The organism is Prevotella sp. FD3004 (assembly GCF_000746155.1).
Lineage (GTDB): Bacteria > Bacteroidota > Bacteroidia > Bacteroidales > Bacteroidaceae > Prevotella.
The window spans coordinates 63,341-88,246 of the sequence record NZ_JQKR01000011.1 but is presented as its reverse complement, the minus strand read 5'-3'; the positions used below and the strand labels follow the sequence as shown (position 1 = coordinate 88,246).

Annotated in this window: 18 protein-coding genes and 1 pseudogene; 9 read left to right on the top strand and 10 right to left on the bottom strand. The window is 47.8% G+C overall.

Going from position 1 to position 24,906, the window contains the following annotated elements; translation table 11 throughout:
• Positions 1–43 precede the first annotated feature (43 nt).
• Positions 44–820 carry a radical SAM protein gene (locus tag T325_RS02750; RefSeq protein WP_036910241.1) on the top strand — a complete coding sequence of 259 codons (777 nt, stop codon included), beginning with the start codon at positions 44–46 and terminating at the stop codon, positions 818–820.
• 39 nt (positions 821–859) lie between these two features.
• On the opposite strand, the gene lpxA is transcribed toward T325_RS02750, so the two are convergent.
• The 7 genes and pseudogenes from lpxA to T325_RS02715 all read right to left on the bottom strand — a co-directional run bounded on the left by lpxA (position 860) and on the right by T325_RS02715 (position 12,515).
• A complete protein-coding gene (lpxA, locus tag T325_RS02745; protein ID WP_036910240.1) occupies positions 860–1,639 on the bottom strand; it encodes an acyl-ACP--UDP-N-acetylglucosamine O-acyltransferase in 780 nt (259 codons plus the stop codon).
• 103 nt (positions 1,640–1,742) lie between these two features.
• Positions 1,743–3,122 carry an efflux transporter outer membrane subunit gene (locus T325_RS02740; RefSeq protein ID WP_036910450.1) on the bottom strand — a complete coding sequence of 460 codons (1,380 nt, stop codon included), beginning with the start codon at positions 3,120–3,122 and terminating at the stop codon, positions 1,743–1,745.
• 1 nt (position 3,123) lies between these two features.
• Positions 3,124–6,370, bottom strand: a pseudogene (locus T325_RS02735) (efflux RND transporter permease subunit).
• A gap of 58 nt (positions 6,371–6,428) precedes the next feature.
• Positions 6,429–7,607 carry an efflux RND transporter periplasmic adaptor subunit gene (locus tag T325_RS02730; RefSeq protein WP_036910239.1) on the bottom strand — a complete coding sequence of 393 codons (1,179 nt, stop codon included), beginning with the start codon at positions 7,605–7,607 and terminating at the stop codon, positions 6,429–6,431.
• Between the two features lie 150 nt (positions 7,608–7,757).
• On the bottom strand, positions 7,758–8,834 hold the full coding sequence (locus T325_RS02725) for an acyltransferase family protein (protein ID WP_036910238.1): 1,077 nt from the start codon (positions 8,832–8,834) through the stop codon (positions 7,758–7,760).
• 26 nt (positions 8,835–8,860) lie between these two features.
• On the bottom strand, positions 8,861–11,068 hold the full coding sequence (locus T325_RS02720) for an alpha-N-acetylglucosaminidase (protein WP_036910237.1): 2,208 nt from the start codon (positions 11,066–11,068) through the stop codon (positions 8,861–8,863).
• 10 nt (positions 11,069–11,078) lie between these two features.
• Complete coding sequence (locus tag T325_RS02715) at positions 11,079–12,515, bottom strand: HD domain-containing protein (RefSeq protein ID WP_036910236.1); 1,437 nt, start codon at positions 12,513–12,515, stop codon at positions 11,079–11,081.
• Positions 12,516–13,143: 628 nt separating this feature from the next.
• Between T325_RS02715 and T325_RS02710 the strand changes: the two genes are divergently transcribed.
• From T325_RS02710 to T325_RS02670, 8 genes are read left to right on the top strand one after another with little or no spacing between them, the layout of a single operon-like run.
• Positions 13,144–13,497: a hypothetical protein gene (locus T325_RS02710; RefSeq protein WP_036910235.1), complete on the top strand. Its 354-nt coding sequence runs from the start codon at positions 13,144–13,146 to the stop codon at positions 13,495–13,497.
• A gap of 41 nt (positions 13,498–13,538) precedes the next feature.
• The gene (locus tag T325_RS02705; RefSeq protein WP_036910234.1) at positions 13,539–14,093 is read left to right on the top strand and encodes a DUF1599 domain-containing protein; all 555 of its coding nucleotides are present in this window, start codon (positions 13,539–13,541) and stop codon (positions 14,091–14,093) included.
• On the top strand, positions 14,090–16,021 hold the full coding sequence (gene tpiA / locus T325_RS12520) for a triose-phosphate isomerase (RefSeq protein ID WP_369794027.1): 1,932 nt from the start codon (positions 14,090–14,092) through the stop codon (positions 16,019–16,021). The genes T325_RS02705 and tpiA overlap by 4 nt, the downstream gene beginning before the upstream one ends.
• 23 nt (positions 16,022–16,044) lie before the next feature.
• Positions 16,045–16,659, top strand: a complete 615-nt coding sequence (locus T325_RS02690; protein ID WP_231622178.1) for an SPOR domain-containing protein — start codon at positions 16,045–16,047, stop codon at positions 16,657–16,659.
• Positions 16,660–16,674: 15 nt separating this feature from the next.
• Positions 16,675–17,259, top strand: a complete 585-nt coding sequence (gene folE / locus T325_RS02685) for a GTP cyclohydrolase I FolE (RefSeq protein ID WP_036910232.1) — start codon at positions 16,675–16,677, stop codon at positions 17,257–17,259.
• A gap of 49 nt (positions 17,260–17,308) precedes the next feature.
• Positions 17,309–17,842 carry a hypothetical protein gene (locus tag T325_RS02680; protein ID WP_143058341.1) on the top strand — a complete coding sequence of 178 codons (534 nt, stop codon included), beginning with the start codon at positions 17,309–17,311 and terminating at the stop codon, positions 17,840–17,842.
• A complete protein-coding gene (locus T325_RS02675) occupies positions 17,842–18,636 on the top strand; it encodes an inositol monophosphatase family protein (RefSeq protein WP_036910230.1) in 795 nt (264 codons plus the stop codon). Before T325_RS02680 ends, T325_RS02675 begins: the two co-directional genes overlap by 1 nt.
• A gap of 9 nt (positions 18,637–18,645) precedes the next feature.
• Positions 18,646–19,311, top strand: coding sequence for a B3/B4 domain-containing protein (locus tag T325_RS02670; protein WP_036910229.1), 666 nt, complete (start codon positions 18,646–18,648; stop codon positions 19,309–19,311).
• 10 nt (positions 19,312–19,321) lie between these two features.
• Here T325_RS02670 and T325_RS02665 read toward each other — a convergent pair whose 3' ends face one another.
• From T325_RS02665 to T325_RS02655, 3 genes are all read right to left on the bottom strand, one after another.
• On the bottom strand, positions 19,322–20,281 hold the full coding sequence (locus T325_RS02665) for a DUF3667 domain-containing protein (RefSeq protein ID WP_081911018.1): 960 nt from the start codon (positions 20,279–20,281) through the stop codon (positions 19,322–19,324).
• 84 nt (positions 20,282–20,365) lie between these two features.
• Complete coding sequence (locus T325_RS02660) at positions 20,366–22,381, bottom strand: M13 family metallopeptidase (RefSeq protein ID WP_036910447.1); 2,016 nt, start codon at positions 22,379–22,381, stop codon at positions 20,366–20,368.
• An 83-nt stretch (positions 22,382–22,464) separates the two neighbouring features.
• Positions 22,465–24,807, bottom strand: coding sequence for a TonB-dependent receptor (locus tag T325_RS02655; RefSeq protein WP_036910227.1), 2,343 nt, complete (start codon positions 24,805–24,807; stop codon positions 22,465–22,467).
• Positions 24,808–24,906 lie beyond the last annotated feature (99 nt).

The window sequence follows — 24,906 nt, the reverse complement described above, 5'->3', positions numbered from 1 at the left end:
TTTTTTTTGCATCACAAAATAATTTAGTAATTTTGCACCCAATATGAGTACGATTATTTATCCTTCACCGATTTTCGGACCTGTTCACAGTCGCAGGCTGGGCATCTCACTGGGCATCAACCTTCTGCCTGCCGACGGTAAGGTGTGCAGTTTCGATTGCATCTATTGTGAATGCGGCTTCAACGAAGACCATCGCCCCACCCTGCCGCTACCCACCCGCGAGGAAGTGGCAGAGAAATTAGAGGAAAGACTACAGCAGATGACTGCAGAAGGACAGTTGCCCGACGTACTGACCTTTGCTGGCAACGGCGAGCCGACCTGTCACCCGCACTTTGCTGAGATCATCGACGATACCATCCGTTTGCGCAACCAATATTGTCCCAAGGCAAAAGTCAGTGTGCTCAGCAATTCCACGATGATTCACCGACAGAAAGTACACGATGCCCTGATGCGAGTAGACAATAACATCCTTAAACTCGACACCGTAGATCCTACATATATTAATAAGGTAGACCATCCGAACGGCACCTACGACGTCAACGTCATCATTGAGCGACTGAAAGCCTTCCACGGCCATGTCATCATACAGACCATGTTTATGCGCGGCGTCTGCAACAATGAATCGATAGACAATACAGGCGACGAGTACGTCAACCCCTGGTTGGAGGCTGTCAAGGAAATTGCTCCCCAACAGGTCATGATTTACACGATTGACCGCGAGACACCCACACAAGGTCTGCTCAAAGCCACTCACGAACAACTCGATGTCATCCGCGACCGCGTCATCGCAGCAGGAATACCTTGCACAGCATCATATTAAAAAATACAAATCCCCAACCAATCGGCTGGGGATTTATATTTACTTACACATAATACCTCGTTTGCTATTCTCAAGGAAGTGGATGATATTCTGAATCTCCGGGCCATCGGGCACCTGATCCTTGATTTGATTGATAACATCGAAAACACTGGTTTTTCCATGGAACAACAAGCGGTAAGCATTTGCAATGTGCTTCTGAACCTTTGAATCGATCTCTGCATAATTCATCATCGTCGTATTGGGACCACCATACTCCATTGGACTACCACCAGCGATAACGTATGGAGGCACATCATGAGAGAAGGTGCAACCAGCCTGGATCAATGAGAGATCGCCAGCACGAGTACCTGCATTCTGAATGGCTCCAGATGAGAAGATGACACCATTGCCAATCTCGCAGTCACCTGCAATCTTGGTACCATAACCAAACACGCAATTGGTGCCCACCACGGTATCGTGGCTGATATGAGTACCCTCAAGCAGGAAGTTGTGATTGCCTATCTTTGTGACACCATCGCGATGGGTTCCGCGGTTAATGACAACATTCTCGCGAATCACGTTGTTATCACCAATCTCAACATACGACTTCTCACCACAGAAATCAAAATCCTGAGGCAGGGCGGCAATCACCGAGCCTTGATGGATCTTGTTGTTGTTACCTATACGCGAGCCGTCGCAGATGCTGACAAAGGGGAAGATGATACAGTTGTCACCAATCACCACATCGTCCTCGATATACACAAAGGGGAATATCTTACAGTTGTCGCCAATCTTCGCCTTTGGGCTAATCTCAGCTTTGGGACTTATTTCACTTGCCATATTCTTTTTGTTTTGGGGGCACAGATTTACGCGACTCTTTTTCAAGAAAACGTAACTTTTTCCGTATCTTTATTAAAAGCCGTTTTAATCCATGCCTAATTAATTATTTTACGCCACCACCGAGGGCCTGATAGAGTGATACTACGGCCTGCATCTTACTGAGCTGATCGCTCACCTCGTTGATCTCGGCATTGAGCAGATTGCTCTGAGCGGTAATCACCTCAAGGTAGGTGGTGTTTGACGATGACTCCATCAGTTTCTTGGTATCCTCGACATTCTGCTTCAGCACATTAACGCGCTTGCCGTCGAGCTCTGCCTTCTGGGCATACGAGTTGTAAGCCACAAGGGCGTTAGACACCTCGTTGCCTGCTTTGTAGATAGCATTCTGCCAAGTATTATAGGCCTGCTCATACTGCATCTTAGCCACTTTAAGACCAGCCACAATCTGTCCGTGCTGGAAGATGGGCTGAGTGAGCGAACCAACAGCCGAGAGAAGCCACTTACCAGGATTAACCAGACCATTCTGATTGGTAAAGGCGGCAGTACCTGTGATGGTGATGTTAGGATAGAAGCGGCTACGAGCCGTCTCCACATCATAGAAACACTGAGCGAGTGCCATCTCGTAAGAGTGAACATCAGCACGGTTGGCCAACATCTGGATGCCTACACCTGTAGAGAGTTCAGTAGGCAGAGACTGGTCATTGAACTTGCCACGGGGAATAGCCTGACCTGGCTGCCCGAGCAGCAGGGAGAGTGAATTCTCCGTCTCACGCATCTGGCGCTGAAGGTCGATGTGCTGAGCCTGAACCTGATAGTAGGCAGCCTCGGCGCTCTGAACGGCCGTAGAACGATAGCCTATACGGTTATCGTGCATGAACCGCATCTTCTCCCAAGTTTCCTTAGTCAACTGCTCCATATCGGTAACAATCTCCAACTGACGGTCAATCATCAACAGAGTATAATACAGGTTGGCGATTGTCGAAATAACATTGGTCTTCACCACCGTCTGATAGTCTTTGGTGGCAAGGAGCTGCATCTGGGCCGAACGCTTAGCACTAAGCAGATTGCCAAACAGATCAACATTCCAACTAGCTGACACTGGAAGCGAATATGACTTCGTAGCTGCAGCACCGTCGAACGAGGTCAGAGTACCTTGAGGACTGAGAGCAACCGAAGGCAAGAATGCCAGTTTGGCAATCTTCAAGGCCTCGTTCACCATCTTCACATTGAGGGCAGCATTCAACAAGTCGGGATTGTTGTCGAGGCCTTGCTGGATGAGTACCTGCAACTGAGGATCGGTGAACACACTTCGCCACGGCATATTACCAAACGAGATGGTATCCTGTACAGCAAGCGTATCGGTCAGCGACTGGGTATCACGAACGATACCTTTGGTGTCAACCTCAGGACGCTCGTACTTGTTATAAAGTCCGCAACTCGACAGCAGCAGGGCTGCGGACATAAATATCATCAGTTTCTTCATATTACTTCTCCAATTCATAATCAACAGGTTTTGAGTGTGCATACTGCGCCAATTCGGCGGCAACCTCGGCGTTCTCCTCGTCCTCGAACTTCAGCGGACTGATCTTCTCCTGAATAGACTGGAAGATAACAAACAACGTGGGCACTACGAAGAGCTGCAGGATTGTACCAATCAACATACCGCCTACGGCAGCAGCACCCAGCGTCTGGTTACCATTCTTACCTACACCGCTGGCAAACATCATTGGCAGCAGACCGATAACCATAGCCAGAGACGTCATCAAGATAGGACGCAGGCGGGCAGCAGCACCCAAAACAGCCGACCATGTGATGGCCATACCCGTCTGACGACGCTCCAAAGCGAACTGTACAATCAGAATGGCGTTCTTAGCCAACAGACCAATCAGCATAATCAGTGAAATCTGCATGTAGATATCGTTTGCATGGCCGAAGAGCTGAGTGAAGAGGAAACAGCCTGCCAATCCGAAAGGAACAGAGAGTACTACTGACAGCGGCAGGATGTACGACTCGTACTGCGCCGAAAGAATGAGGTAGATGAAGACGAAACAAAGCAGGAAGATGATACCTGTTGTATTTGACGCCTTAGCCTCCTCACGTGTCAGACCGGAATAATCATAGGTATAACCTGCAGGCAACACCTGCTTACCAACCTCATCAATAGCCTTCAGAGCCTCACCAGTTGAATAGCCATCAGCCACAGTACCTGTTACGTTGATAGATGTGAACAGGTTGAAGCGGTTAATGTTCAATGGGCCATATACACGCTCCAGGTTACAGAACTCCTGAACAGGCGACATTCCCGCGGGTGTACGTACATATATACTATTAAGCGACTCGGGTGTCATACGTGTCTCGGGAGCACCCTGAATCATCACACGGTAGAGTTTACCGAATGAGTTGAAGTTTGAACCATACAGTCCACCATAGTAACCCTGCAGTGTACTGAGCACAGCTGTTGGCGAGATGCCTGCCTGCTTACACTTAGCCACATCCACATGTACCATGTACTGAGGATAGCCAGGATTGTAAGAGGTTTGTGCCGTCTGGAACTCTGGGCGCTTATTCAGTTCTACCAGGAACTCTTTAACCACACCGAAGAATCGGTTCAGATCGCCACCAGTACGGTCCTGCATAACCAGCGAGATACCTGAGTTAGCAGAGAAACCAGGAATCATTGGGGGCGAGAATGCCAGAATCTGTGCATCCTTGATATGAGCCGTCTTGATAAAGATCTGGGCAATTACACCTGTAGCATCGTATGGATTGATAAAGAAGCGATAGATGCCATCACCCTGCCAGAGACCACTGATCTTCCACCAAAGACCTTTCTGACGCTCCTCAAAAGACTTCAGTTTGATGATAAACGTACCCTGGTCGGAACCAGCACCTGCGATGAAGTTGTAACCCTGAACCATCTCACGGTTCTTGATAGCAGGAATCTGCGACAGAATAGAATCCACCTGCAGCACAACCTGCTTGGTACGAGCCTCAGAAGTAGCAGGAGGCATAGAGATGGTACAGAACAACGTACCTGTATCCTCCTCAGGTACCAGACCTGTCTTGGTTGTAACGAAGGTTACTGCCAGCACGGCGATACCTACAACAACGGTGCCGATAATCGCCCATGGCTTGCGCACCAGTTTCTCCAGAATATTCTTATACTTACCGATAGTGGTATCGAAAGCCACGTTGAACGACTGGTGGAACCTATCCACACGCGACATCTTCTTCTCGTGACCCTCCTTATCATGAGGCTTCAGGAAGATAGCACACAGGGCTGGCGACAGTGTAAGAGCATTGACTGCCGAAATAATAATTGACACAGCCATTGTCACACCAAACTCACGATAGAAGGTACCTGATGTTCCGCCGATGAATGATACAGGCACGAACACAGCTGCCATCACCAGGGTGATAGAGATAATAGCGCCTGAAATCTCGTTCATGGCATCGATAGAGGCCGTCAACGGACTCTTATAACCCTGGTCGAGCTTAGCATGAACAGCCTCAACCACCACGATGGCATCATCCACCACAATGGCAATGGCCAGCAGCAGAGCCGACAGTACCAGCAGGTTGATTGAGAATCCCATCACATTCAGGAAGAAGAATGTACCTACCAGTGATACAGGCACAGCAATCAGAGGGATAAGCGTAGAACGCATGTCCTGCAGGAAGATGTAAACCACGAAGAATACCAGAGCCAAGGTCATGAAGAGGGTAAATACAACCTCCTCGATTGAGGCGTAGAGGAACTCGGTTACATCATAGTTGATCTTCACCTCCATGCCTGGTGGCATCAGTTTCTTCTGCGACTCCAGCTCAGCCTTTACCTGCTTGGCAATCTCGTTAGCATTCGAACCTGCTACCTGCTGAATCATGGTCATTACTGAAGGATCACCATTGTTCTTCATCGATACCGAGTAGCCTTCACCGCCCAGCTCAATCTTAGCCAGATCCTTCAGCTTCAGTGTCTGTCCGTTAGCATCGCTCTTAATGATGATGTTGCCAAACTCCTCGGCAGTACGGAAACGACCTGTATAACGCATCGAATACTCGTAAGCCACATTAGGAGCCTGCTCACCAAACTTACCTGGGGCAGCCTCAATGTTCTGCTCGGCCAGAGCGGCTGTGATATCTGATGGAATCAGACTGTGCTGCTTCATCACGTCGGGCTTCAGCCATATACGCATAGCGTAGGTCTTCGAGCTGAATCCAGAAGCATCACCCACACCCTCGATACGCTTTAGGGCAGGAACAATATTAATAGCGTTGTAGTTGGTAAGGAACTCGTCGTCATAACGTCCGTCGGATGTCAGCGAATACATCAGCACCTGTGACGACTGACGTTTTACCACGCGCACACCAATCTGGTTACAGGGCAGTGGCCTGACTCACACGGTTCTGAACGTTAACGGCACACATATCAGGGTTCATGCCCTGACGGAACATCACCTGAATCATAGCCGAACCCGGCGATGCAGTAGAGGTGATATAATCCATTCCCTCAACACCGTTGATACTCTCCTCAAGAGGCGTAACCACGGCATTCTTCACCGTCTCAGCATCGGCACCAGGGTAACTACCCATCACCACGATGTTAGGCGGTGCAATATTCGGATACTGCTCGATAGGAAGCGAGACCAGTCCGATGAAACCCAGTAGCACGATGACAATAGATATCACCGTAGACAGTACCGGGCGTTTGATAAATGCTGTAAAAGTCATATTCTTTTAACTTCTTAACTTCTTCTAACTTCTTAACTTCTACTAACTTCTTTCAAAGTTACTTCTTCATCGCGCCTACGATATCACCAGCAGTCATGGCCTTAGCTTGCTCATCGATCTTCTGCTGATAACGCTCGGGGGTAATAGGAACGATCTCCATACCATCGGTCAACTTAGTGATGCCATTAGTCACATATTTATCACCGGTCTTCAATCCTCCTGTAACAACATAGTTCATACCGTCGTTCTGTGGATTAACCGTAATCTCACTGTACTTTACCTTGTTCTCTGCACCAAGCAGGTAAACGAACTTCTTGTTCTGGACCTCTGACACTGCAGACTGGGGGATGATGATAGCCGACGAGGTGCTGTGAGGAATCACGATTGTACCAGAGCCTCCACTCTTCAGCAACTTCTCAGGATTCTGGAATACGGCAATCATCTGTACAGAACCTGTAGCGGCATCTATCACACCACTCATTTTCGTAACCGTACCTTCAAGACCATACATAGAACCATCAGCAAGCTGAAGCTTTACTGCTGGCATCTGAGAGATAGCGCCATTAAGACCACCCTCGTTCTTGCCCATCTCAAGTACGTCTTTCTCTGTCATAGAGAAATAAACCTCCATAGAACTGATGTTCGACACCGTAGTCAGAGTATTACTTGCACTTACAAGGGTACCTACTTTATAAGGAAGTGAACCTACGACACCAGAGGCGGGACTCTTCACATAACAAAAGCTGAGCATCTCTTTAGCTGAAGACAAAGCAGCCTCTGCCTGAGCCAAAGAAGCCTTTGCCTGCTCATACTGATTAGTAGCCGACTGGAGTTCAAAGTCACCAATCACACCACTCTCATGCAACTTCTGAGAATTCTCGAAACTCAACTTGGCTGTATTAGCTGAAGCCTTAGCAGTATTGACTGAAGCCTGGGCCTGACGCACCTGAGCCTGATAGGTCACGTTATCCAATACGAAAAGTATCTGACCAGCAGCTACTGTCTGACCCTCTTTCACATTAATCTGGGTAATAAATCCCTGTACTTTCGGATGAATCTCTACATCCTGTACACCTTTGATCACTGCAGGATATGTAGACTGCATCGTTGTGCTCGACGTGCCCACCTCTACTACAGGATACTCGTTGTCGCCAAATGAGGGGCGACCACCGCCACCACCACATGATGCCAACAGCATCGTTGCGGCAGTAAACATCAAAATCTTGTTCATTTTCATAATTTAAATTATTGTAATTATATATTATTCCATGAAGCTTACAGAACGAAAACTTTATATCGTCATCTAGTTTCCGAGGTGCAAAGGTACAAAAAATATATCTAACGATATATCTCAGTCAGTCTATTTTAACAAAGTTTATTTCCTATTTTATAGTTTTATATATATCTTCTTGCGGTATAATATATAACCTATAGCAAAGTTGAGCAGCACGAAATATAGGGCATAGACAAGCGAGGCCCATTTCAAAGGAACTATAACTGTATGAATACCATTATAAATCATCTCTGACATACCGACGTTTTTCAAAAATATCTGCAGTAACTCACTCGAAACGTAGAGAGCAAGAGCATTCACACCAAACACATGGAAGAAGGTTGTCCATTTAGTTTTCTGCTGGATATCAACCACGTACATCAGGGAAGCCTGAAGCAACGATGCCAAGCCACAGGTCATCATCACGTAACTGGGACTCCAGATACGCTTGTTGATAGGAAGACCATATGATAGCAAATAGCCACCAATCACAAGAACCGTGCCCACAACAAATAAGGCAATGACCTTCTTCTCGACGGTATCCTTCTGACGAATAAGCATACCACAATAAAAACCTAGCAATACGTGAGCTACAGAAGAAATGGTACCCAATAGGCCTTCAGGATCTACAGGGCTTTTGTGATATATATGATCATAGCCAAAGAGTTTCAAATCTGCCTGAGCCAGGATGTTCACATCTGCATCGTATGCATATCCATTTCCTAACACGAGTATGGCCGTATAGACAACGAGAATGCCAACAATGACATGGATGGTATACTTATGATTGCAAAACAAGGCAAAGAGCGACACGATACCATAGCAAAGAGCAATACGCTGCATCACAGCCCAGATACGGAGATGGTCAAAACAAAGGAAATCACCTTCTATCGCATGGTCGAACCAGTTGATAAACAATCCTATAACGAATAGCAGTACCGTTCGCTTCACAATACGACGGACAACCTGCGGTGTAGGCTTGAACTCCGACTTGACCAACGAGAGATAACATGAGATTCCCATGATAAACAGGAAGAACGGGAATACAAGATCACAAGGTGTCATTCCGTTCCACTTAGAATGACGGAGCATCTCGAACGATTCCCCCCAGCCGTTGTTTACAAGAATCATACCTGCAACAGTGATACCACGCAGGATGTCGAGACTCAATAACCGTTTTGACTTTTCCATATATTTAGGCACGGATTAACGCGGATTTATTTTATATACTCCATTACTTCCCTGGCAATGTCTACGGGCGAGCCCTCAGGGGCAGCCGAGTATGGTTTCTGACTTAGTGTCCAAGGCTCTTCCATGGCATAGTAATCGAGTTTCACCTCCTGAGGAAGAGCCATCTGAAAGAGTTCGGCAGCAGTTTTGGTGGCATTAGGGCCGCCACCCAGTAATTCCGGCTGAGGACCTGTCTGAGCCTTCATCTGATCAGCAAGGGCTTCGAAGTATGTTTTCCATCTAACGTAATAAAAATCTTTCAGTATTCCCTGCCACTCCTTATGAGCATAATCGCGCAGGCCCGAATCTGCACAGAAGCGATTGCCCCAGGTGGTTATCTGCACACGCGCATTCCATTCATAGAGTCTCTTCTCTTCTGGTGTAGAGCCACAAGCGATAGCGGGCTCCGTCCAATGTCCCAAACGGAACTCCGAACGTGTACCCAAAAGTTTATCCTGTATCAGCAACATATCAAGGAAGCGCTGTGCATCCTTTTCAAAATCCTTACGACTGAAAGCCTTATAGTCGGCAATGGTACGCTGATACTGCAAACGAGCCTGATCTGCAAGAGCCTGACGCGTAATATCAACCAAATCAAATTCGAAATTATTGTTGCCACGATACTTCTCTGCCACACTATTCATGAGTCGTGCCGCCTCACGGGTATCTGCGGGGTCGTAATAATTCTTCATCTTCGACCACGAAGAAGCCTGAAAGTTATTCAGCGTAGGACGCCCACAGAAGATGCTCTCATGAGGGCCCTGCTGATTGTTACCTGCAGGACAATTGTAAATGCTCTGGACGAGAATCATCCATGCATTCTCAACAGTCGGATCTTCTACGCCATAGCGGGCCTTCACATATTTTTTTATCCAACCCTCCTTGGTAAACTTCTCTGGGCGCCAAGGCAACTCACTCATCAACTCAAACATCACAGGATTATTCTCCGAACCCTCCATCGTGAAGCCTATGCCTTTACAGTTTTTCTTGTCTGTATAGAAATTATCGAGCAACTGATCCATACGACCATGAAGACCGACATTTCCTCCAAAGTTCTCTAACAGACAGAACAACCACTCATGTTGTTTATAGCCCTCGTCGCGCTTCCATATGCTGGGGATGCCAAACATGGGGCGACACTCCGAGAAGAGGTCGAGCACCAGCAAGTCGCCAGTTTTCATGCCATCCACCATCCGCGGACGGGGATTCTCCGTCCACCCTTGGATCACCCAAGTCGCTTTGGGATTCACACGTTTCATGGCAGCCATCAGAGCCTCGCCAGCCTTGGCGTAGTCGATGGTAGGATCGTCGTCGCTCTCATGGAAGGGATCCATGGAGTAATAGTCAGCCTTACCATATAGACGTGTAAGTTCATTATAATATAAAGTGGCTATCTCAGCAAATCGCGGATCTGTAGGCAACAGGTTGGCTGGACGGTGGAATCCGTTCCAAAGTCCTGCATCAGCGACATTGAGTCCTAATTTAGCCTTTGCATCGTGAGGCACCATACCACAATAGCCTGGCAACACAGGATGCATGTCAAGCTGCTTCATACGAGCAAGAATCTGTTTCTGCAGTTTCTCCTGACGAGCATACCAGGAGAGAGGCAGAGGACCGCCCCACCCTTCAAGGTTATTCATCTCCCACCAAGCCAGGAAGGCCGGGCCTGCGATAAACTCGCCCACCTCTTGTTCTGTATACCCCAACTTGAGCAGCATATTACGCCATACGCACTCCTCGCCAACGATAGCCAAGGGCAGGTTCACCCCATGCAGGGCGAGCCAGTCGATTTCTTGTTCCCAACGCTTCCAGTCCCAGAAAGCCATCGAGTAAGAGAAGGTGCAGTAGTTGAAAGCATAACGTTGCGACAGGCTGGTCTCATGCCGCTCTCGCTGCTTCACCGCTGGTAACACAGCAGGGAGTTTGGCCTGCATCTGATTCCAAGACAGATGGATGCCAGCATAGTATTTCAGATACCAGTTGACGCCAGAAGCGATATTCACCCAGTTGTTGCCTCTTACAACAACCTTCCGTCCTTGCTGGTCAAGTTCGAAGTAATCTGTCTTACTCGTCACTTTCTCAATCTTAAACTTGGCAGAAGCGCCTTTATCGATTCGTTCAAGCAGATCATCAACAGGATTAGCCATCATCTGCATCGAAAGCAGAATAGCAATCAGGGTTAGTAGTTTTCTCATTTTTTCTTTGTTATATCAGTTTCATTTGTTTTGCCTTTTCCATGAGCAGCGCCATCAGCGGTTCACGTTCGTTCTCAACCCTATTGTCGAGCACCGCGTCTTTCAGGTATTGCTTCAGTAAACCCACTTCACGACTCGGTTTGAGGTGGAAGATTTCCATAATCTCATTACCGTCAATCACGGGCTGAAGCAGTCGCACATAGTCTTTTTCCTTCAGGTCGGCAAGCTTTTCGCGTACCATACGGAAGTTCTCTAGGAAAAGTTTTTTCCTTACCTCGTTCTTCGACGTGATATCCGCCTCGCAAAGGGTCATCAGGTCTTCGATATCCTCACCGGCATCATTCAGCAATCGACGTACAGCCGAGTCTGTCACCTCGTCGTCGGCAATGGCGATAGGACGCATGTGGAGGTCGACGAGCTTCTGAACATACTTCATCTTCATGTCCATCGGGAGCATCAGGCGACGGAATATCTGAGGTACCATCTTCGCACCTATCATATTATGATTATGAAAGGTCCAGCCAATGGCGGGATCCCAGCGTTTCGACTTGGTCTTACCGATATCATGCATCAGCGCGCCCCATCGCAACCATAGGTTGTCGGACTTGGAGGCCACGTTATCCAGCACCTCCAGTGTGTGATAAAAGTTGTTCTTATGTGCCCTACCATTCTTCTGCTCCACGATGTCAAGAGCAGCGAGTTCTGGCAGGATGATATTCAGAAGCCCGCAACGCTGCAGATCAACAAAACCTTTACTGGGTTGGGGCGAGAGTATAATCTTGTTGAGTTCGTCCTTAATACGCTCGCCACTCACGATTTTGATTCTGTCGGCCATTCGTTCAAGAGCCTCAAAGGTCTCGTCTTCTATCTTGAAGTTCAGTTGGGTAGCGAAGCGGATGCAACGCATCATGCGAAGGGGGTCGTCAGAGAAAGTGATGCCAGGTTCCAGAGGCGTGGCAATGATACCATCCTCGAGGTCAGCAAGTCCATTGAAGGGATCCACGAGTTCCCCAAAGCGTTTTTTGTTCAGGCAAATTGCCATCGCATTGATAGTAAAGTCGCGGCGGTTCTGATCGTCCTCCAGCGTCCCGTCTTCCACAACGGGTTTGCGAGAGTCGTGACTATAGCTCTCCTTACGGGCTCCAACAAACTCCACCTCGTACTCCACACCTTTCTGACGAAACTTCACCTGAGCCGTACCAAAGTTGCGGAACACACTAAGATGCGCTTTCTTGCCCACCATCCGTTTCAGTTCCTCAGCCACAGAGATGCCGCTACCAACCACCACCACGTCGATATCGTTTGAAGGGCGCTCCAAAAAGATGTCCCTCACGTATCCACCAACCACGTAACACTCCAGCCCAAGTCGGTCTGCAGCATCACTGATCTGATGGAATATTTCCTGATCTAATATCTCCGCTAGTTCTTCGTCGCTATATAGTTTCATCCCTTTGCTTCTCATTTTAGGCTGCAAAGATACACATTTTTTCCCACATATCCGCATTTTACACACCTTTTTCTTTTTTATTTAGGAAAATAGCTCTCACCTTTGCAGTCACATTGGAATGAAAAAGACGCTGCACCCTATATTGATTGTTGTGCTGACGATTCTGGCAAACTGGCTGGGTGAGAACATTCAGCAAATAAGAGTTCCCAAAGGGGGAAACGGGGATTTTGGGGTTTAGACGTACCAAACTCAGGCTTTCCTCGGAGTAAAGTCAGAGTTTACTCTAGGCAAAGTATTGACTCAAATAGTCTCAACACCCGGTCCAGACGACACGCATGTTCAGGCAGACGGTTTGTCTCAATATTTCTCAAGCCACAAAAGTCCCCATCAATATTGCCAGAAGAACGATGACAAGCGTCATCAGCATCATCTCAACAGTCTTATTCATTACACGTCTTTTATATATTACCACTAACATCATAACTGCGAAACACGACAAATACTGCACGAAGAAGCGCAGAATTAAGACTTTTTATACTAATAAGGCTCAAACGAGCTTCAGAAAACCACAGAGTGTCAGAAAAAGTTAGTAACTTTGCCCCTGAATTCAGTAAATCATCAAAACGGCATGAAGAAAGGAATCATCATAGTCCTGGCCACCACACTGCTGATAGCATGTGGCGAGACAGATACTAGAAAGGAGATTAATCGTCGTAAGGCGGCCCTGAAGGAGAAGCAGGAGACGGAACTCAAGAAAGCACAAGACGAGTTGCTCAGGACTGACAGTCTGTTGCAGATAGCAAACCTTGAGCTTGACTCACTACAACAGAAAGTGGAAAAAGACAAAAAAGCTTTAAAGGCTACTCCTGAGGAGCTGACCCTGCTGACGAGAACGAGAATCAAACGAGACTCCATCCGCACACAGGCAGAGACCCTGGGGATGAAGATTCGCTATATCCATAAGAAACAAAAAGAGGAATAGTTTTGGTCATTTCAACAGATTTTTGTAATTTTGCACCCGATATGACCAATATGGAAATAACAAACGCTCAGTTTGAACAGGCTTTAGCGGAATGCAGAGCCCTGTTCGAGAAGAAGCTTCACGACTATAAAGCCTCTTGGCGCATCCTGCGCCCCACGGCTCTCACCGACCAGTTGTTTATCAAAGCCAAGCGAATCCGCTCGCTGGAAATCAAACAGGAATCGAAGGTGGGCGAAGGCATCAGGCCTGAGTTCATCGCCCTCATCAACTATGGCATCGTGGGACTGATTCAACTGAGCAAAGGCTTCGCAGACACCGTAGACATGGAGAACGAGGAAGCCATGAAGCTCTACGACGAGTTTGCCAACGAAGCGCTGGAGCTGATGAAGAAGAAGAACCACGACTACGACGAGGCGTGGCGCTCCATGCGTGTAAGCTCCTATACCGACCTCATTCTCACCAAGATAGAACGTATCAAGGAGATTGAGGATCTGTCGGAGAAAGGCGAGAAGCTGAAAGTAAGCGAAGGAATAGATGCCAACTATATGGACATCATCAACTATGCGGTCTTTGGAGTAATTAAATTATCGGAGTGAAGAAAGCTGCCGTCAATATCGCCCGTCTGATGCTAGCCGTGACGCTGATACTATCAGGCTTTGTCAAGGCTGTAGACCCGCTGGGCACGCAGTACAAAATACAGGATTATCTGACGGCCATGGGACTGGGGAATTTTGTTCCTGACTTCCTGACGCTATCAGCATCGGTATTGCTTTCGGGCACCGAGTTCATGCTCGGCATCTGTCTGCTTTTTGCCATCAGGCGCCGACTGGTATCGAAAGTTGTGCTGGCTATCATGGTGATGATGACACTGCTGACGCTCTGGCTGGCGTGGACCGAGCCCATACACGACTGCGGATGTTTCGGCGACGCACTCGTGCTCACTAACTGGCAGACGTTCTGGAAGAATGTAATACTATTGGCATTAGCAGTTATCGTCTGGCGATGGCCCTTAGAAATGCCAAGACTTATCAGCGAGTCGAACCAATGGATTGTGTTCAACTACTCTGGCGTATTCATTCTGCTGTTCGTAGCCCTGCGCAGCCTCTATACCCTGCCCCAGTTCGACTTCCGTCCCTACCATATCGGAGCCGACCTCAGAGAGGGGTGGCAGAAGATGATGGATGGCGAGGATACTCCCTACACCGACTTTTTTATAGAAACAGTCGACGAGGGCGAGGACATCACAGAACAAGTGCTCAACAGCGAGGGATACACCTTCCTGCTGATAGCACCTCATCTGGAGCAGGCCGACGACTCACAGCTCGACGAGCTGAACCGTATCTACGACTACAGCAGTGAGCAAGGCTATCCTTTCTATTGCCTCACAGCCAGCTCAGAAAAAGCCATCACGCGTTGGCAGGATATGACGGGAGCGGAATATCCCTTCTGTCATACCGACGACATCACGCTGAAGACGGTCATCCGTTCGAACCCTGGGCTGATGTTGCTGAAAGACGGTAAGGTGATTCGCAAGTGGAGTCATAATGCTCTGCCCGAGGAGGAAGAGCTGACAGAGCGGCTCGAAGACTCCGGACTCGGGAAGATGCCTTCGGACAGCGTCCCCACCAAAATACTCTGGCTGCTCACATGGTTTGTCCTGCCACTGGTGTTGCTCACCATCGCAGACCGCCTCTGGGCTTGGAGCAAATGGCTCCGAAAGAAAAATAAGAAATATAACCCTTTAAATAAAGAAAAAAGAATTATGAGAAAGAAAATTGTAGCAGGAAACTGGAAGATGAACATGAATCTCCAGGATGGTATCGCTCTTGCAAAAGAGCTCAACGAGACACTCAAGGCTGACAAGCCCAACTGTGGTGTAGTAATCTGCACTCCATTCATTCACCTCGCTTCTATCGCACAGTTCCTCGATCAGGACATCATCGGTCTGGGTGCCGAGAACTGCGCTGACAAGGAGAAGGGTGCTTTCACTGGTGAGGTAAGCGCCGAGATGGTAAAGAGCACTGGTGCTCAGTACGTGATCCTGGGTCACTCAGAGCGTCGTGAGTACTACAAGGAGACTCCAGAGATCCTGAAGGAGAAGGTGCTGCTGGCTCAGAAGAACGATCTGAAGGTTATCTTCTGTATCGGTGAGAGCCTGGAGGAGCGTGAGGCTGGCAAGCAGAACGAGGTAGTAAAGGCCGAGCTCGAGGGTTCAGTATTCAACCTCGCCGAGGAGGACTTCCGCAAGATCGTTATCGCCTATGAGCCAATCTGGGCTATCGGTACTGGTAAGACTGCAACTGCAGAGCAGGCTGAGGAGATTCACGCTTACATCCGTTCAATCATTGCCGAGAAGTACGGTCAGGCAGTAGCCGACGACACTACTATCCTCTATGGTGGTAGCTGCAAGGCTAGCAACGCTCCTGAGCTGTTTGCTAAGCCCGACATCGACGGTGGTCTGATTGGTGGTGCATCACTGAAGGCTGCTGACTTCAAGGGTATTATCGACGCTTGGAAGAAGTAAAAGTGAGACGTCTCGTTATCATAATGATATTGTGTGTTGGCTGCATCATGGCAGCCAACGCGCAATCTTCCTTCACTCAGAAGTTGCAGAAGAGCAACAGCGGTGAGGGTAAGGTAACTGTCACCCAAGACAAGACCATAGACGACCTGGTGAACGGCACAAACGAACGCCGTACACAAACGGTTCCCCAAAAACAAACAGAGAAAAAAGAAAACCACACTAATACTGCTACAAACCCAAAAGAAAAAGAACAAGACAAGAAGCCCGAAGCCAAGGCCACAGAGACGCATCAGAACGTTGTTGTGGTACCTGATACCATCGAAAACAGGAAGAAAGTACTGAAAGGTTATAAGGTCAATGGCTATCGTGTTCAAGTCTTCGCAGGAGGTAACTCCCGCAACGATCGTATTAAAGCCGAGAGAATAGGCAGTGAGATAAAATCGTTCTTCCCTAGTGTCCCTGTCTACGTGCATTTCTATTCTCCAAGATGGATATGCCGAATGGGTAATTACCGCACCTATGAAGAGGCTCACGAAGTACTCACTCGCGTAAAAAACCTCGGTTATCAGTCGGCCATCATCGTCAAAGGCAAGATCACAGTATCCTACCAGTCTGCATCAGCCGACACAACCCCATAACCCAACCCCTAACGTATGATTCAAGAAGTATATAGAGAAGGACTCGAAGAGTTGGCAAGCCATTATAAAGAGGTACTCACCCTATTGGGCGAAGATCCCACCCGCGAAGGACTGGAGAAAACACCCATGCGAGTGGCCAAGGCCATGCAGACGCTCACCAGAGGCTATCAGATGGATGCTCACAAAGTACTTACTGATGCACTCTTTAAGGAAGACTACTCCCAGATGGTCATCGTCAAAGATATCGATTTCTTCTCACTTTGCGAACACCATATGCTCCCCTTCTATGGCAAGGCCCACGTAGCTTATATCCCTAACGGCTATATCACAGGGCTTTCAAAAATCGCCCGTGTCGTCGACATCTTTGCCCATAGGTTGCAAGTACAGGAGCGCATGACCCAACAGATCAAAGACTGCATTCAAGACACCCTACATCCCTTAGGCGTAATGGTGGTCGTCGAGGCCAAGCACATGTGTATGCAAATGCGTGGCATCGAGAAGCAGAACTCTATTACCACTACCAGTGACTTCAGCGGAGCCTTTAATCAGGCAAAGACCCGACAGGAATTCATGAACTTAATACATAACAATCAAATCTAAAACTACAATGTATCAGGCAGACAGAGGTAATTACAGGACAAAAGAGTCCATGGGAAAGGTTTTCATGCACAGTTGTCTAGGAAGGTTGCTCATCTTCGTAGCGTTTATCTTCGTCATGCTGTTTATTGCCCACTTCACCACTCCTACAGAAAAAGAAATGGCAGAGGAGATGGAAGACAACATTATGCAGTGTCTGGAAGAGAATGACAGCATCAAGGGTGACCCTATCGATGATTATGTACACAACTTGGGATTCATCTTTACAAAAGGCGACAGTATGGCGGTGACTGAGGAAGTAAGAAAGGCCTATCATATGTATAATCGTCTGCAGGTATATCGTCACGGATTATATAGTACGGCCTATCTTCACAACAACTTGCACCCCGAAGGCGTCCGTGTTGGTTTTGGCGCCTTTGGACTGATTGTACCGACTGTACTCTACAAGGATATTCTGCTTGACGTGGGTCCTGTTCATAAGGGCTACGACCAGAAACTCATACAGCAAGTCACGGTTCCTGATACTGACCTCGGACAGAATCCGAACATTCAGGAATTCCACTATAAAAGGAATCCAGACGATTAATGAATCAAACAGAACTCAAAACACTGACCCTGGCTGTTTGCGAAGTAGCAAAAAGTGCAGGGTCATATATTCGTGAGGAGCGTAGCAAATTCTCTCTTAACAAGGTAGAACGGAAACATGCCCACGATTATGTAAGCTATGTAGACAAGGGTTCAGAAGAGCGTATTGTCAGCGCCCTTAGAGAATTATTACCTGAAGCAGGTTTTATCACCGAAGAAGGATCAGCTACACACGACAAAGAGCAATATGTATGGGTAGTAGACCCTCTCGACGGCACGACCAACTTCATTCACCAGTTTACACCCTATGCCGTCAGCATCGCGCTGCTTAGAGGCAAACAAATAGAAATCGGTGTGGTTTATGAGATCTGCACTAACGAGTGTTTCTATGCTTGGCAGGGAGGTGGCGCTTATTGCAATGAAGAGAAGCTCTCTGTCAGCCAGCAACAGATAGAGGACGCTCTACTCTGTTTTCAGTTGCCATACAACAGCGATGCTTACAAACCCACAGCCCAACATCTCATCGATACATTCTATGGTTATTGTGCCAGCATCCGCATGCTAGGTTCTGCAGCTATCGCTCTCTGTTATGTTGCAGCAGGCAGGCTTGACGGCTATGCCGAACAGTACATAGGCCAGTGGGATTATATGGCTGGAAGCCTCATCGTAACAGAGGCTGGAGGGGCAGTGACCGATTACAGCGGTTCCGACGATTTCACAGAGGGTAACTGTGTGGTGGCAACCAATGGTATCATCCAGCAAGATATTCTGAATGCCATTGCATACAATGAATAAACAAAACAGATGAAAATCATTGTATCACAGGAAATAGAAAGCGTATGTCCCAATTTCGTGGGAGCTGCCGTCGAAGCGCAAGTCGTCAACACACCATATTGTGCTGAACTATGGGACGAGATTCATGCTATTGAGGAACAGTTCAGAAAAGAACTAACGACTGAGAGTCTGAAGGAACTTTCAGGTATCGCTGCCACCCGCCGTGTATATAAAGCCTGCGGTAAAGATCCATCGCGCTATCGTCCTGCCAGTGAACAACTCATCCGTCGTATGCTCCAAGGTAAGGAGATTTATCAGATTGACACCCTCGTAGATCTCGTCAATCTGGCTTCTATTGCCTATGGTTATAGCATCGGAGGGTTTGATGCTGATAAGTTTGTTGGCGATACGCTGACTTTAGGCGTAGGCAAAGAGGGAGAACCTTACGAGGGCATTGGACGAGGCATGCTTAACATCGCAGGATTACCCGTATATCGTGATGAGCAAGGAGGCGTTGGGACTCCCACCAGCGATAATGAACGCACTAAAATGACAATAGACACTACCCATCTCGTAGTACTTATCAATGGTTATGATGGTAATGAAGAACGCGTAGCCGATAATGCGCGTTTCATTCAAAAGCTAATTCATAAATACTGCCAAAGCGATGGTGGGAAGTTCTTTATCTACAGATAAGGATTCATGTTCACCCCTTAGAAGTCAGGTAGGCAATATAGACTCCCAAAGCCGCCAAGGCTACTACTATAACAAGCGAGAACAGCACCGTCAGCATAAGATACCACAGCACACGACGTTTCGAGTATCCCGAGAACTGTTTGAGCGCTACGAATACCATCAAAAAAGCGATTACCTTTAAGATAGAGGAGTTCAACAGATTACCCGCTATCGAATAGATACTATACATATTTGATGTATAGACAAGAGCCACTATAAACTCCGAATATCGGAGATCTGGAATAGTTGGCGTAGAGCGGAAGAAGAAATACAATGGCAAAGAGAAAATGACAAGCGACAGAAGCGAAAAAATAGCTGGATTATTCTTCCTGAGCGTATTCATCATCTTAAAGAATCCATGACCTTTATTCAATAAAGGCGAATCCAGATTATCCGTATCCATTGTCACCTGAAAACTCTTATTGCCCAGAGATATCTCATCAGACACTTCCTGTTTCACTTGCTTCATCTCTTGCTTTACAGCCTCCATTTTCTCATTCACATCCGTCTTTGTCTCATCTCCATCACTACCAAGACTGAAGCCATGTGCCACAACCAAAGAGAGAGCCGCTAACAGAAAGAACATCTTAAACGGAGGGAAATAAGCCGACTGCATGCCGCTAATATAGTCGCGGATCATATAGCCTGGGCGGAACATCAGATCACGAAGACTGCGGAACATGCCCCTATTACCGACACCCCATACATCGAGAAAAAGCAGGAACGCTTTCTTAAAAGAGAAACGCCCTACCTTTGCCGATTGTCCACAACGTGGACAGAAATTCCCGTTAAAGATTGACCCACACGAAGCACATTCATGACTTATCTCAGAAAGAGGAGCTACCTCGTGAGGCCTTCGTTGCCAAATATGGAAAGCGCGCAGTAAAACTGCCCGCTTTCCTTTATCTGATATATAACTCAATGCTTTCATTCAGCTGCAAAAATATACAAATTACCCAAAACGACCAAACAAAAGCCTTAAAAGTTAACTATATTCCCTTTTCTTCCATTTATTTTACCACACTAATGCGCGTTTCTCCTTGGGCACGAACATCTTATCGCCCTCCTTGATACCGAAGGCATCGTACCATGTGTCAATCATAGGCAGAGCAGCCTGCACACGGATGCGGTTAGGCGAATGTACGTCGCTGTTCACGATCATAGCAGTATACTCAGGTGTTGTGTTGCTGGCCCATACGCGAGCGTAAGCCAGATAGAAACGCTGTGCAGGGGTGAAGCCCTCCACATCCTTCAAAGGCTCCTGCTTCATACGGTTCTCAAAGGCGCGATAAGCAATCTTCAGTCCACCATTGTCACCGATGTTCTCACCCAAAGTCTTCTGTCCGTTCACATTCAGTCCGGGCACAGCCTCCTGCTCACTGAACCAGTCGGCCAGCACCTTGGTGCGCTCATCGTATTTAGCCTTATCGTCAGCAGTCCACCAGTTCTTCAGGTTTCCGTCCTTGTCAAACTGACAACCCTGATCGTCGAAGCCATGACTCATCTCGTGACCAATCACCATACCGATGGCGCCATAGTTGGTAGCATAGTCGGCCTCAGGATCGAAGAACGGGGGCTGCAGAATGGCTGCGGGGAAGTTGATGCTGTTGAACAGCGGGTTATAGAAGGCATTCACCGTCTGAGGCGTGCAAGCCATCATGGTCTTGTCTACAGGCTGGTGCCAGTATTTGCGGAACTCAGCAGCACGTGCTTCCTCGTTGATGCGGATAAAGTTCTCCACTAGGTTCTGGTCCTCGCGGATATCCACGAACTTCTCCATATCCTCCCATTTATCGGGATAACCTACGTTGATATACATGGCGTGCAGTTTCTCCAGTGCCTTGGCCTTGGTAGAGTCGCTCATCCAGGTGTTCTCCGTCAAACGGTCCTCGAAAGCCTGCTGCAGATCCTTCACCAGACGAACCACACGCTGCTTGCTGGTCTCGGGGAAGTACTCAGCTACATACAGTTTACCGATGGTCTCACCCAGTTTTCCGCTGATGGCATTTACAGCACGCTTCCAACGGGGCTGCTGCTCCTGAACGCCTGTAATCACCTTGTTGGCCTCGAAGGCACGATCAGTGAAGGCGTCAGAGAGGTAGCTGCTGTAGGCTTTGATTACGTGCAACTCCATGTATGACTTCAAATCCTCCAGACTGGTGTTGGCCAGAATATTCTCAACTTCGTGGAGGGGCTCGAGCTGGCTGATGTTCACCTTGTCAATATCCTTAGGCATGTTCAAAGCGTCGCGATAGCCCACCCAGTCGATGCCCTTAAAGTCCTGCAACAGCTGCTCCCATGACATAATATGGATGGTAGCCATAGGGTTACGACTGGCCACCTGATTCAGGGTCTTCACACCGATGGCGTGCTCAATGGCCCACTCGGCTTCCATCTTCTTCTGAGCCTCTTCATCGCTGTAGCCCACCATCTTGAAGTAGTCCTTATACAGGGCCTTTACAGCCTCTACAGTCTTCTTCTGCTGCTCATTGGGCTCGGCATAATACTCCTGAGCCAGTGAAGCGCCACCATGTCCACCGCCAATCATAAACTCCGATGAGTTGAAGGGGTTCAGACTCAGGCTGATACCGAAGGGAGCGGTATTGAAGCCCTTGGCATCGAACTCGCACATCAACTTCAGAGCCTCCTCGCGGGTCTTCAGCTCGCGCACCTGCTTCAGGTAAGGCATAATCGGCTCATAGCCCATCTTATTGCGACTAACGCTATCCATGTAGAGGCGATAGAGTGCACCGATTTTCTGTCCGTCACTGCCCTGGGGGAGATCCTTCTTCTCAGCATACTTCATAACGAGGGCGTTAATACGGTCCTTGTTCAGTTCCGAGAGATCGGTAAAGGCACCATTCTCAGGATGTACCTTGTCCAGCGGGTTGTTCTTCAGCCAGTTGCCCACAGCATACTGCCAGAAGTCGTCACCAGGTTTCACACTCGTGTCCATGTTTGCTTTCAGGTTCTGTGCCATGCCTGCCACGCTTACGAAAGCCAGTGCTACGGCGAAAAATAGTTTCTTCATCATTCTAAAACATTTAAAATTCTACATTATTTATCTGTTAGACGCAAAAAACGACGAGAAAACTACACTTCTTTCTAACTTTTTTAGAATTCCACCCTATATGCAATATTAGGGAAGGTTAGTGACGTGTATTTATCTACGATCTCATGGGTCCTCAGATCAAAGGTCTGCCCCTGAAACGTCCGTATTTGCAGATATTCGAGAATAAAGTGGTGCGAAGTATGTTTCTTATTGATGGTGTACTTCACCGAAAAAGCATAACCCACATTCATACCCTTTTGCTTACAGAACGGATCAAGGCCGTCATCTTCAGGAACAGACCTGTCAGGTCGCTGCATAACATCCTCAAAGGTGATTCCCTCAGGAATAGGCGTATACCGATCACCCCCCATCAGGGTGAGACGTCCATTAAGACCGAATACGTTTTTCTTAGAACGGCCTACCATCCACTCCTTACCACCTAGGATATTTGTGATATAACCACGATCCAGACGTGAGTGATGCCACTCACCCTGAGCGTCACGATACTCCGACTTGAATACGGTTGCCGTCAGCATACCATAGAAACCGTCTTTGAGATAACGCTCTAGCGTAAGGTCAACGCCATAGTTTCTGCCAGCACCTTCGTTCACCAACGCACGATCCTGGAAAAACTTACGGTGGTTAATAATAGAATAGGTTGTCCCCTGTTCCACAGGTACATCAAAAAGCCATTGCCAGTATGGCTCAATCTTCAGCATGGCATTCTCGCCTAAGCGCTGCGCAAACGAGGCTGAGATATGGTGTGAGCGCGTCAATCCAAGATCCTCATTGGGATTTCCATCTCCCATCGTCACAAAATAAGAATCCGTTGATTCCTTACGGCTGTTCAGAGTATAAGCCAGTGACAACGTACTCGACGGAGACGTTTTATACTGCACACTGATTCGAGGCTCTACCAGCCACTGGTTGTTAAGGTTGAACCACATCACATTAACACCGGCCACTGTAGACAATCTGCTGCTCAGTGCCAGCTTATGACTGCTATAAAGACGCGTCAGTCCCGTGTTACCCTCAGATTCATAGACACGATATAGCGGACCTCCCGTCACCTTAATATAATCCATCCACGTGTGGAAGTCCAGATGCTGATGTTCAAAACCATTCTGCATGGTGTAGCGAGAGGATAACTTTTGCTGGTGTTGTGCACTGATAATGACGTTCCACTGCGAGTTGCGTCCTGCCAAATCCGGCATCTTGGTCATCTGTTCATCATAATCGTTCTCCCCCAGTTTTCTGTAAGCTCCTGTGAAGGCAATACTGGAATGTAGTGTTCCGCCCGTTTTAAAGCGATAGGTATGATTCACGCCTAAAGCACAATTGCGCTGTCGAGACCAGGAATCATTTGAGTCCCACAATGTCTCCCACTCTGAAACGTCAGGCACATTGTTTTCATAGTTATCAACAAGTCCTGTGAACCACACGGCAAAGGTACCAGCCTTAGTTGTAGGCATATTGATTTTGAAACTCAAGTCCTGATAGTCGAGGGTCTCATTCTCCATGTTGATGGCATGAAGTTTCTTGGCTATTTCAAGGAAGCTATAGCGATAATTAATAAGGTACGAGCTCTTCGTTCCTTTCTTCAAAGGGCCTTCCGAGGCAAAGTCAACACCCAGCGTACCCACCTGCACGGCATGCTCATATTTGGTATTATTTCCCACGCGCATCTTCATGTCGAATGCACCGGAAAGGGCATTTCCAAACTCCGCAGGCATTGCGCCAGTCAGAAAATCGCTATTGGCGAGAACAGTACCGTTCAAAGAAGTAAAGACACCGCCGCCAGCCTCAGTAATCTCCGCGAAGTGATTGGGGTTATTCACCTCTATGCCTTCAACACGCCACTGTAACATCTGGGGTGAATTACCATGAATACTAATACCATTAGTAGCACCACCAGTAGCAACACCGGCAAACATTGACGCCGTACGGGCTGGATCCGCCATACCTCCAGCATATCGGCTGGCTTCCTCTACACTGAACATACGAGCACCAACCTGTGCCATCTCATTAAGTGGCAACTGCTTGTTCACACGGGGCTTAACGACAACCTCACCCAGTTCTGAGATGCTCTCACGCATACGGAGGTTCAGAACCAACTCCTTACCAGAAGAAAGCAGCTGCTCCTTCAACAACACAGGTTCATAACCAACATAGGTGGCCCTGACAGAATGTCGCCCCACAGGCACATTCTCAATTACGAAGTTACCATCGAGACCTGATACAGCAGACATCGTCATGCCGTTCTCTACTTGAATCGTTACACCAATCATTGGCTCACCAGATGCCACATCACTCACTTGTCCACGAATGGTTTGTGTGGCCTGAGCCCCTGCCACCGCAGGGAAAAGCAGCATCGTGAGAGCTGCTCCTAAAAACATTCTTTTCATTTTTTATATTATCATTATTACTTAATATCATCGTCTTTCAGACGTCACATGAATAGTCGTAAACATCTAATTAATAGAAATATCTGAAACGCACTGCGA